This is a genomic window from Parahaliea mediterranea (genome assembly GCF_017255185.1).
Lineage (GTDB): Bacteria > Pseudomonadota > Gammaproteobacteria > Pseudomonadales > Halieaceae > JAFKCZ01.
Genome location: NZ_JAFKCZ010000023.1, coordinates 34,545 through 45,156, shown reverse-complemented (window position 1 = coordinate 45,156; position 10,612 = coordinate 34,545). Strand labels below are relative to the sequence as shown.

The 10,612-nt window shown below is 65.3% G+C and carries 9 protein-coding genes; 5 read left to right on the top strand and 4 right to left on the bottom strand.

Features of this window, described 5'->3' with window-relative positions:
• The coding region (locus tag JYP50_RS21020) for an IS3 family transposase (protein WP_206562333.1) at nt 1–150 on the top strand (150 nt) is incomplete at its 5' end.
• 526 nt (nt 151–676) lie between these two features.
• On the opposite strand, the gene glnA is transcribed toward JYP50_RS21020, so the two are convergent.
• Nucleotides 677–2,083, bottom strand: a complete 1,407-nt coding sequence (glnA, locus tag JYP50_RS21015) for a glutamate--ammonia ligase (RefSeq protein WP_206562539.1) — start codon at nt 2,081–2,083, stop codon at nt 677–679.
• 338 nt (nt 2,084–2,421) lie between these two features.
• Between glnA and thiI the strand changes: the two genes are divergently transcribed.
• Nucleotides 2,422–3,867, top strand: coding sequence for a tRNA uracil 4-sulfurtransferase ThiI (gene thiI / locus JYP50_RS21010; protein ID WP_206562538.1), 1,446 nt, complete (start codon nt 2,422–2,424; stop codon nt 3,865–3,867).
• A gap of 399 nt (nt 3,868–4,266) precedes the next feature.
• Here the strand turns inward: thiI and JYP50_RS21005 are convergent, their stop codons facing one another.
• Entirely contained in the window at nt 4,267–4,587 is a 321-nt protein-coding gene (locus tag JYP50_RS21005) for a DMT family transporter (RefSeq protein ID WP_206562537.1), read from the bottom strand.
• A 156-nt stretch (nt 4,588–4,743) separates the two neighbouring features.
• Here JYP50_RS21005 and JYP50_RS21000 point away from each other — a divergent pair, with 156 nt between their 5' ends.
• From JYP50_RS21000 to dtd, 3 genes are all read left to right on the top strand, one after another.
• On the top strand, nt 4,744–7,014 hold the full coding sequence (locus JYP50_RS21000; protein ID WP_206562536.1) for a protein kinase domain-containing protein: 2,271 nt from the start codon (nt 4,744–4,746) through the stop codon (nt 7,012–7,014).
• Between the two features lie 126 nt (nt 7,015–7,140).
• Nucleotides 7,141–8,952: a translational GTPase TypA gene (gene typA / locus JYP50_RS20995; RefSeq protein ID WP_206562535.1), complete on the top strand. Its 1,812-nt coding sequence runs from the start codon at nt 7,141–7,143 to the stop codon at nt 8,950–8,952.
• A gap of 57 nt (nt 8,953–9,009) precedes the next feature.
• A complete protein-coding gene (dtd, locus tag JYP50_RS20990) occupies nt 9,010–9,453 on the top strand; it encodes a D-aminoacyl-tRNA deacylase (RefSeq protein WP_206562534.1) in 444 nt (147 codons plus the stop codon).
• A 196-nt stretch (nt 9,454–9,649) separates the two neighbouring features.
• On the opposite strand, the gene JYP50_RS20985 is transcribed toward dtd, so the two are convergent.
• Entirely contained in the window at nt 9,650–10,123 is a 474-nt protein-coding gene (locus JYP50_RS20985; RefSeq protein ID WP_206562533.1) for a GNAT family N-acetyltransferase, read from the bottom strand.
• Nucleotides 10,120–10,602 carry an FKBP-type peptidyl-prolyl cis-trans isomerase gene (locus JYP50_RS20980; RefSeq protein ID WP_206562532.1) on the bottom strand — a complete coding sequence of 161 codons (483 nt, stop codon included), beginning with the start codon at nt 10,600–10,602 and terminating at the stop codon, nt 10,120–10,122. Before JYP50_RS20980 ends, JYP50_RS20985 begins: the two co-directional genes overlap by 4 nt.
• Nucleotides 10,603–10,612: the final 10 nt, after the last annotated feature.

Sequence of the window (10,612 nt, the reverse complement as noted above, 5' to 3'; positions counted from 1 at the left end):
AAGCATTATCAAACCCGCGCCGATGCACAGCAGGACATACTGGACTACATTGCGATGTTCTATAACAGCCAACGGCTGCATTCGTACCTGGGTTACACCAGTCCCAGCCAGTACGAAGCAGCTATGGTGGAAACGAAGAAAGCAGCTTAACTGGGTTGTCACAAATTAGTTGACCACTCCAACTCGCCACATTAAGAAGTAAGGAGGCCGACGCGCCGCATGCTCCCCGGAGCGGAACAAAAGAGGTACCGCCTGCCGGGGCACGATGCAGCGGCCGCCAGGCCGCTTCCCAGCCAGGACCAGCAACACCAGACCGCCTCCCAGCCAGGACCAGCAACACCAGACCGCCTCCCAGTCAGGGCCAGCAACACCAGATCGCCTCCCAGCCAGGGCCAGCAACACCAGGCCGCCTCCCAGCCAGGACCAGCAACGCCAGACCGCCTACCAGTCAGGACCAGCAATACCAAGCCGCCTCCCAGTCAGGACCTGCAACACCAGGCCACCTCCCGGCCAGGACCTCCAAAACCCGATCGCTTTTCAGACAGGGCCTCCAATACAGGCGGTCTTGCTACCAAGCTCCCAAGCCAACAAAGGCTCATGAGATCCCACCCAAAAAACAGGCAAAAAAAAGCCCGCGCAATGGCGGGCTTCCGAAGCGTAAAAGTACCGTGACCGCTTACACGGAGTAGTACATATCGAACTCCACCGGGTGGGTGGTCATGTCCAGGCGCTGTACGTCCTCGGACTTCAGTGCGATGTAGCCGTCGATCATGTCGTTGGTGAACACGCCGCCCTCGGTCAGGAAGCCGCGGTCCGCGTCCAGGGCTTCCAGTGCCATGGTCAGGCTGGAGGCCACGGTGGGGATCGCCTTGCCTTCTTCCGGCGGCAGGTCGTACAGGTCCTTGTCCGCCGGGTCGCCGGGGTGGATCTTGTTCTTGATGCCGTCGATACCCGCCATCAACAGCGCCGCGAAGGACAGGTAGGGGTTGGCGGTGGGATCCGGGAAGCGGATTTCCACGCGCTTGCCTTTCGGGTTCGGCTCATAGGGGATGCGGATCGAGGCCGAGCGGTTGCGGGCCGAGTAGGCCAGCATCACCGGCGCCTCGAAGCCCGGTACCAGGCGCTTGTAGGAGTTGGTGGACGCGTTGGTGAAGGCGTTCAGGGCGCGTGCGTGCTTGATGATGCCGCCGATGTAGTACAGCGCGGTCTCGGACAGGCCGGCATAGCCGTCGCCGGCGAACACGTTGTCGCCGTCCTTGGAGATCGACTGGTGCACGTGCATGCCGGAACCGTTGTCGCCCACCAGCGGCTTGGGCATAAAGGTCGCGGTCTTGCCGTAGGCGTGGGCCACGTTGTGCACGCAGTACTTGAGGATCTGCACCTCGTCGGCTTTCTTGATCAGGGTGTTGAATTTCACGCCGATCTCACACTGGCCGGCGGTGCCCACCTCGTGGTGGTGCACTTCCACCGCCAGGCCCATCTGCTCCATCGCCGAGCACATGGCGGCGCGGATGTCGTGCAGGGAGTCGACCGGCGGCACCGGGAAATACCCGCCCTTGACGCGCGGACGGTGACCGATATTGCCGTCCTCAAAGCTGGCGTTGGAGGACCAGGCCGCTTCGTCGGAGCTGATGGTGTAGCCGCAGCCGCTGATGTCGGCGTGCCACTTGATGTCGTCGAACACGAAGAACTCGGGCTCCGGGCCGAAGAAGGCGGTATCGCCGATGCCGGTGGACTTCAGGTACTCCTCGGCGCGGCGCGCCACGGAGCGCGGGTCGCGCTCGTAGCCCTGCATGGTGGTGGGCTCGACAATGTCGCAGCGCAGGATAACGGTGGTGTCATCGGTGAAGGGGTCCAGCACCGAGGTGCTGTCGTCCGGCATCAGGATCATGTCGGATTCGTTGATGCCCTTCCAGCCGGAGATGGAGGAGCCGTCGAACATCTTGCCCTCTTCGAAGAAATCCTCGTCGACCTCGGTGGCGGGAATGGTGACGTGCTGTTCCTTGCCGCGGGTGTCGGTGAACCGCATGTCCACCCAGGCCGCTTCGCTTTCTTTGATCAGGTTCAGAGTTTGCTCTGACATTGTTTTTCCTCCATGGGATGGTTTTCGTGCCGCTTTGCCGGCCCGTGTGCGTTGTCCTGGTGCGGCGGGCACTTGCGATTGCCCCGGCAGCGGCCAGAAGTTGTTGGTAGTGTGAAGGATAGCAAGAGCTGTGCCAAAAAGGTGCCAATTGTAAGCGATTGAAATCTATCAATAAAAACTTCGAGACCCACGCTCGCCTGGCAATGATGCACCAACAAAGAGCGCATAGGCACCATTTTGGTGCGCCGCTGGCGGTGATTGCCCGATTACTGGCCACACACGGCGCGTCGCAATCCGTATAATACGCAGCCGTTTCAAGCCCACTCGTTATCGTCTTCATGAAACTGGTTGTCAAGTTCTTCTCCGAAATCGCCATCAAGAGTAAGCCGGTGCGCCGCCGCTTTGTCGACAAATTGGCGGAAAACGTGCGCGCGGTGCTGCGCGATATCGACCCGGCGGTGGAGGTGCGTCGCCACTGGGACAAGCTGGAAGTCCAGTGCGCGGCGGATGCCGCGAGCCAGCGGCGCATGGTCGAGGCCCTGGGGCACGTCTCGGGCATTACCTATATCCTGGAGGTCCAGTCGCACCCACTGGGCGAAGTGGAGGAGATTGTCGAGCACGTGCTGCCGGTGTACGCCGGGCGGCTCGCGGGCAAGACCTTCGCCGTGCGCTGCAAGCGCTCGGGCCAGCACGACTTTACCTCGGTGGAGGTGGAGCGCACGGTGGGCGGCGCCCTGCTGGCGCGCACCGACGCCGCCGGGGTGCGTTTGAAGGACCCCGAGGTGACGGTCGACCTGGAGATCAGCAAGCACACGCTGTACGTGGTTGGCCAGCGCCACCGCGGCCCTGGAGGCTACCCGGTGGGCAGCCTCGACCCGGTGCTGTCGCTGATTTCGGGGGGCTTCGATTCGCCGGTCGCCAGCTACCTGACCATGCGCCGGGGCATGCGCACCCACTACCTGTTCTTCAACCTCGGCGGGCGCGACCACGAGGTGGGGGTCAAGGAGGTGGCCCTGTACCTGTGGCAGAAATACGGCTGCAACCAGCGGGTGCTGTTTATCAGCGTGCCCTTCGAGGAGGTGGTGGCGGAACTGCTGGGCAAGATCCAGGACAGCCAGATGGGGGTGATCCTCAAGCGCATGATGCTGCGGGTGGCGGACCGCATCGCCGACGACCTGGAGATCGACGCCCTGGTGACCGGCGAGTGCGTGGCCCAGGTCAGCAGCCAGACCCTGCGCAACCTGTCGGTGATCGACGCGGTGAGCGAGCGCCTGGTGCTGCGGCCGCTGATCGCCACCGACAAGGAGGACATCGTGCGCATCGCCACCGAGATCGGCACCCGCGACTTCGCCGCCAACATGCCCGAGTACTGCGGGGTGATTTCGGTGAACCCCACCACCCGGGCGCGCCTGGCGCGGGTGGAGGCGGAAGAACGGCGCTTCGACATGGCCATCCTCGATCGCGCTCTGGCCAATGCCAAACAAACCCGCATCGACCGCCTGGCACAGGAAGAGCTCGAGCGGGCGGACGTCGAAGTGCTGTCGGTGCCCCTGGCCGGGGCCACGATCATCGATATCCGCCACCCCGACGAGGAGGAGTTGGCCCCCCTGCGGGTGCGCGGCGAGGTGCTGAAGATTCCCTTCTATGAACTCCACGGCAAAGCCGCCGGCCTGCCGCGGGGGCAGACCTACATGCTCTACTGCGGCAAGGGCGTGATGAGCCGACTGCACGCCAGCCATCTGCAGGGCGAGGAGGGCCTGGAGGTCAAGGTCTACGCGCCCTGATCCAATTCCCGCAGGCCAATTCACCACGGCCGAAAAGCGGCGGACTAAATGACCCAAAAAGCGGCGGAATAAATTCCGCCCTACAGTGAGCCCCCCTGTAGGGTCGAATTCATTCGACCAAAACAGAAGCCGCCTCCCCCTGCAGGGCCGAATGCATTCAACCAAAGCAGAAGCCGCCCCCCTGTAGGGTCGAATTCATTCGACCAAAACAGAAGCCGCCCACCCCTGCAGGGCCGAATGCATTTGACCAAAACAGAAGCCGCCTCCCCCTGTAGGGCCGAATTCATTCGGCCACGGCGGAAACCCGCCCGCTCCCCCTACAGCGCTCGCATTCATACGACCGAATCCCGCCGCCAGCAGCCGAATCAATAACCTGAAAAAGGGTGGGCGCTAACGGCCCTAGACAGAGCTGGACAGCTTCATAACAACCATGCCGCTCACGATCAGCAGCGCGGCGCCGGCCCGCAGCGGCGTCAGGGTCTCGCCGAGCAGGACCACGCCGGCAATAAAGGCGCCCACGGCGCCGATGCCGGTCCAGATGGTGTAGGCGGTGCCCAGCGGCAGCTCGCGCATGGCCAGCGCCAGCAGGCCGAAGGAGCCGGCCATGGCCAGCACCATGACCGCGGTGGGTAGGGGGCGGGTGAAGCCCTCGGACTGTTTCATCGCCAGGGCCCAGACAATTTCCAGCAGGCCGGCGAGGCCGAGCAGAATCCAGGACATGTGTGTGTCTCCTGTCCCGGGTCGTCCCGGCAGATTGGCCCATGATGGGGGAGGCCGTCCTCCGCCGCGAATTATGGAGTCTCCGGGATAATTTTCAAGTCCGCCGGGCGGGGGAGTGACTTGCGCCGGTGACAGCGGCATCGTAGTGTGCCGGTGATGGAATCCACCTGGACCCGCACTGAATACCTGTTTCACGCCGCCAGTGAATTGCCGGTGGAAGAGCGCGATGCCTACCTGGAAAAGGCGTGTGCGGACGATTCGGCGTTGCTGGCGGGTGTGAAGGAGCTGCTGTCGCACGCCGGTTCGGACTTCGATCCGCGCGCGGCGGTAATCGCCACGGCCGGCGACCTGCTGAGCCAGGAAACCGATCTCAGCGGCCAGCACCTGGGGCCCTATCGCCTCAAGCGCGTCCTCGCCCGCGGCGGCATGGGGGTCGTGTATCTGGCGGAGCGGGCCGATGAGCAGTTTTACAAGCAGGTGGCCATCAAGCTGATCGGCTCGCCCCTGGTCGGCGAGGAACTGCCGCGCCGCTTTCGTGAAGAGCGCCAGATACTGGCCAGGCTAGAACATGCCTACATTGCGCGCTTGCTCGACGGCGGCTCCACCGATCAGGGCCTGCCCTACCTCGTGATGGAGTACGTGCAGGGCGAGGCGCTGGACAGTTACTGCGCCCGCCACGCGCTCGGCCTGAACCAGCGGCTGGCCCTGTTCCAGAAAGTCTGTGCCGCGGTCGACTACGCCCACCGGCAGCTGGTGGTGCACTGCGACCTGAAAGACTCCAATATCCAGGTGACCCCGGAAGGCGAGCCGAGGTTGCTGGACTTCGGCATCGCCACGCTGATGCGGCGCTCCGATTTCGGGGTTGAGCCGCGCGGGCCCCGGCGCATGACGCTGCGCTACAGCAGCCCGGAGCAATTGCGGGGCCAGCCGCTGGGGACCGCCACAGACATCTACGCGCTCGGGGTCATCCTGTACGGCCTGCTCAGCGGCGGCCCGCCCTTTGATATCGATGAAGGCGACCCCGAGGCCTACGCCGATGCGGTGCTCGCCTCCGACCCGCCGGCGGTGAGTGTTTCGGCCCGGCGCCACGGCTTGCCGCACTGGCGGCGCCTGCGGGGGGACCTGGACGCCATCGCCGCCAGGGCGCTGGCAAAGTCGCCGGAGGATCGCTATTCCACCGCCGCCGAGCTGTCGCGGGATATCGGCCATCACCTGGCGCTCAAGCCGGTCACCGCGCGGGCGGATACCTGGCTCTACCGCAGCGCGACCTTTGTGCGCCGCAACCGCTTTGCCGCCGGCCTGGCCAGCCTGTTGCTGCTGTCGATTCTCGCCTCGGGCGGCCTGCTGGCCGTGAAGTCCGTGGAACTGGCCCAGCAGCGCGATCGCGCCAACGAGCAGCGCGACCGGGCGCTTGCGGTGACCGGGTTCCTCACTGAGATGTTCGAGCTCGGTTCGCCCTACAACACGCTGGGCGAGGAGATTTCGGTGACGCAACTGCTGCAGATGGCCAGTGCGGAGCTGGATCAGGACGGGCGCAAAACCGAAAACGACCGCGAGCTGGAATCGCACATCCACAGGGTTCTGGGGCGCGTCAACTTCGATCTTGGCGCGTTTGAGGCGGCCCGTCAGCACCTGCGCCGCTCCGTCGCATTGTTGCGCGCAGCGGGAAAAACCGATTCGGAGCGTTACCTGCTGAGTTTGCTGGACCTGGCGCGCCCGGAAGACCTGCTCGATCACCAGGACGCCGTGCTCGCCCTCAACACGGAGGCGCTGGCACTCAGCCGGCGCCTGTACGGTGACGACCACCAGCATACCCTCGGCACGCTCAATAACCTGGCGCAGCACCACGCCGAGCAGGGCAACCTGCGGCGGGCGGAGGCCCTGCACCTGGCGGTGTACCAAAAGCGGTTGGCGCTATTTGGCGCCAGCAATCACCACACGGTCGAAACGGCCTATAACCTCGGCAGACTGTACGAACAGTGGGGCAAGGCCGAGCAGGCCGAGCACTACTTCGATGCCTGTCTGCGAGCGGGCCAGGCCGGCCGGGGCCGGCGGCACATCTATACGCTGCGCTGCGAGGGGGCATTGATCGACCTTCAGGCCAGAACCGGGCGCCACCGGCAGGTCCTGGCCTCCGCCAGGGCGCACCTGGCGCTCATGCGCGAGGTCATGGGCGAGCGTCACCCGGACACGTTGCAGGCGATGCACACCCTGTCGCTGGCGTTGCAGCGCAATGGCCGGGTGGCCGAATCCGAGGCCTTGCTCGGGCGGACCCTGGCGCTGCGCCGCGAGGTGTTGGGCGCGCGGCACCGGGATTCCCGGGAGAGCGCCGCGCTGCTGGCCGTCCTGCGGCAGCACCCGCCCGAAGGGCAGGGTGGGGGCAATTCCCGCTTGCGCGCCGAGCACGCCCCGCGGCCCGATCGATAGCCGAGGGGCCGGCGCGCCCCGCGCCGGTGTGACATACTGCCGTCCTGCAAGGCTGCGGCCGTCCCTCGGCCTGGGGTATAATCCGCGCCCATTTTAAGCTGCCGCCCCCCAGGGCCCGGATTTCCCTTGATCGACAATCTTCGCAACATCGCCATCATCGCCCACGTTGACCACGGCAAGACCACACTGGTGGATTGCCTGCTGCAGCAGTCGGGCACCCTCGACCGCCGCGACCAGGGAGCCGAGCGGGTCATGGACTCCAACGACCAGGAGCGCGAGCGCGGCATTACCATCCTGGCCAAGAACACCGCCATCAAGTGGGGCGACTACCGTATCAATATCGTCGATACCCCCGGGCACGCCGACTTCGGCGGCGAAGTGGAGCGGGTGCTGTCGATGGTGGATTCGGTGCTGCTGTTGGTGGACGCGGTGGACGGGCCCATGCCCCAGACCCGCTTCGTGACCCAGAAGGCCTTCGAGCAGGGCCTCAACCCCATCGTGGTAATCAACAAGATCGACCGCCCCGGCGCGCGCCCGGACTGGGTGATGGACCAGGTCTTCGACCTCTTCGACAGCCTCGGCGCCACCGAGGAGCAGCTGGATTTCCCGGTGATCTACGCCTCGGCGCTGAACGGCATCGCGGGCCTGGACGACAGCGACATGGCCGCTGACATGACCCCCCTGTTCCAGATGATCGTCGACCGGGTCAGCCCGCCGGCGGTGGACCTGGAGGGGCCCTTCCAGATGCAGGTCTCGGCGCTGGATTACAGCAGCTATGTGGGTGTGATCGGCGTCGGCCGCATCAAGCGCGGCACCCTCAAGCCCAACCAGCAGGTGGTGGTGCTCGATCGCGAGGGTAACAAGCGCAAGGCCAAGGTGCTGCAGGTGATGGGTTACCTGGGGCTGGAGCGCACCGAGGTGGCGCTGGCCAGCGCCGGCGACATCGTGTGTATCACCGGCGTCGGCGAGCTGAACATCTCCGACACCCTGTGCGACCCGGAACACCCGGAAGCCCTGCCGGCGCTGACCGTTGATGAACCCACCGTCAGCATGACCTTCCAGGTCAACGATTCGCCCTTCGCCGGCAAGGAAGGCAAGTACGTCACCAGCCGCAATATCAAGGAGCGCCTGGACCAGGAGCTGATCCACAACGTGGCCCTGCGGGTGGAGCCCGGCGATTCGCCGGAGAAATTCAAGGTCTCCGGGCGCGGCGAGCTGCACCTGTCGGTGCTGATCGAGAACATGCGTCGCGAAGGTTTCGAGCTCGGCGTGTCGCGGCCGGAAGTGGTGCAAAAGGAGGTCGATGGCGAGATCCACGAGCCCTTCGAGCAGGTGGTGATCGACCTCGAGGAGCAGCATCAGGGCGCGGTGATGGAAGAGCTGGGCCTGCGCAAGGCGGAGCTGACCAATATGGAGCCCGACGGTAAGGGCCGGGTGCGGCTGACCTTCGTGGTGCCCTCGCGGGGCATGATCGGTTTCCGCTCCCTGTTCATGACCCTGACCAGTGGCTCGGGCATCATGACCAGTATCTTCGACCACTACGGCCCGGTGAAAATGGGCGAGGTGGGCAAGCGCATCAACGGCGTGCTGGTGTCGATGGTCAAGGGCAAGACCCTGGCCTACGCGCTCTACACCCTGCAGGACCGCGGACGGCTGTTCCTGGGCCACGGCGAGGATATCTACGAGGGCCAGATCGTGGGCCTGCACTCGCGCAACAACGACCTGGTGGTCAACCCCACCAAGGCCAAGCAGCTCACCAACATCCGCGCCGCCGGTACCGACGAGGCCCTGACCCTGACGCCGCCGGTGCGTCACACCCTGGAGCAGGCGCTGGAGTTCATCGAGGACGACGAGCTGGTGGAGGTCACTCCCGAGAGCATCCGCCTGCGCAAGAAGCTGCTGCTTGAGCACGAGCGCAAGCGCGCCAGCCGCGCCTGAAACCCCGGGGACCGTTTTACCGAACCATCCACCCGGTAAACGGTCCCCGATGCGTCTATGAAAGCACTCATCCAGCGCGTCAGTTCCGCCGCCGTATGTGTAAACGGCGATTGCATCGGCGAGATCGGCCCGGGCCTGCTGGTACTGCTGGGCCTGGACCGGGGCGACGACGAGACCCGGGCCGCACGGCTGCTGGACAAAGTGCTGCGCTACCGGGTGTTCGCCGACGACGAGGGGCGCATGAACCGCAGCGTGGCGGACACCGGCGGCGGGGTGTTGCTGGTGTCCCAGTTCACCCTGTCGGCGGAGACCCGCAAGGGCCTGCGGCCGAGCTTCACCAGCGCCATGCCGCCGGTGGAGGCCGAGGTGCTCTACGATGAATGCTGCAAGCTGCTGCGGGCCAGGCACGGCAACTGTGCCTTTGGTCGCTTTGGCGCCGACATGCAGGTGTCGCTGGTTAACGACGGGCCGGTGACCTTCTTGCTGGAACTCACGGATTAGCTCCGGTTGGCCGAATGAATTCGGCCCTACAAAACCACCCCCACCCCCTGTAGGACCGAATTCATTCGGCCACCGAGACACCGATCCCCCCTGCACGGCCGAGGATCCGCCCCTCTTTCCCGGACACAACGGCCCTCTTTTTACCGGATCATTTATTCTGCCGTCAAAACGCTGAACAGGCCGGTTGAAACCGGCCCTACCGTGGCGCCGCGTAATTCATATGCACATGGGGAATCCCGTCCTCCAGGTAATTCTCCCCGTCGCGGACAAAGCCCAGGCTGCCGTAGAAGCGCTCCAGGTGTGCCTGGGCGCCGATGCGAATGCCGCTGCCTGGCCACTGCGCCAGGTTGTGATCGATACCCCGCTGCACCAGCTCCCGCCCCAGCTGCAGGCCGCGGGCGGCGGGCGCCACCACGATGCGGCCCAGGGAGCTTTCGGGATAGCTGAGGCCCGGGGGCAGGCAGCGCTGGGTGGCGAGCAATTCGCCGCCCCGCCAGCACAGCATGTGCAGGGCGCCCTGGTCCCGGTCGTCCAGGTCCTGGTAGGCGCAGTCCTGCTCCACCACGAACACCGCCTGCCGCAGCCGCAGGGCGGCGTAGAGTTCCCGCAGGTTCAGCGCGTCGAAGGCGCTGACTTGCCAGCGCAGCGCCGTTTCCCGTTCCGCGCTCAATGCTGGTGGCCGCCGACGCCGTGGGCATGGCCGTGGTCGATTTCCTCGCCGGTGGCTTCGCGCACCTCGAGGATCTCGACCTCGAAGCACAGGGTCTTGCCCGCCAGGGGGTGATTGGTATCGACGGTGGCCGAGTGGCGGCCCACCTTGAGCACGGTGACCGGCACCCGGCCCTGGCTGGTGTTGAGCTGGGCCACCGCGCCGGGGCGCAGCCGGCCCTCGAACAGCAGGTGTTTGACCGGCACTTTTTGCTCCCGCTCGGCATTGCGCAGCCCGTAGGCGTCGGCGGGCGGCAGGGTGATTTCCACCGTTTCGCCGGGGCCGTGGCCGGCCAGGGCGTTTTCCAGGCCGGGTATGATGTTGTTGGCGCCGTGCAGGTAGGCGCTGGGTTCGCCGCCGCGGGAGCTTTCCAGCTCGCCACCCTGTTCGTCGCGCAGGGTGTAATGGAAGGTGGCGACACAGTTGTCGGAAATGTTCACGGTACAGTTG

What these genes read in the sequence shown, in the direction of transcription:
- JYP50_RS21005 (WP_206562537.1), bottom strand. Translation starts at nt 4,587, where the DNA reads ATGTCCTGGATTCTGCTCGGCCTCGCCGGCCTGCTGGAAATTGTCTGG.
- JYP50_RS21000 (WP_206562536.1), top strand. Translation starts at nt 4,744, where the DNA reads ATGGAATCCACCTGGACCCGCACTGAATACCTGTTTCACGCCGCCAGT.
- thiI (WP_206562538.1), top strand. Translation starts at nt 2,422, where the DNA reads ATGAAACTGGTTGTCAAGTTCTTCTCCGAAATCGCCATCAAGAGTAAG.
- dtd (WP_206562534.1), top strand. Translation starts at nt 9,010, where the DNA reads ATGAAAGCACTCATCCAGCGCGTCAGTTCCGCCGCCGTATGTGTAAAC.
- glnA (WP_206562539.1), bottom strand. Translation starts at nt 2,083, where the DNA reads ATGTCAGAGCAAACTCTGAACCTGATCAAAGAAAGCGAAGCGGCCTGG.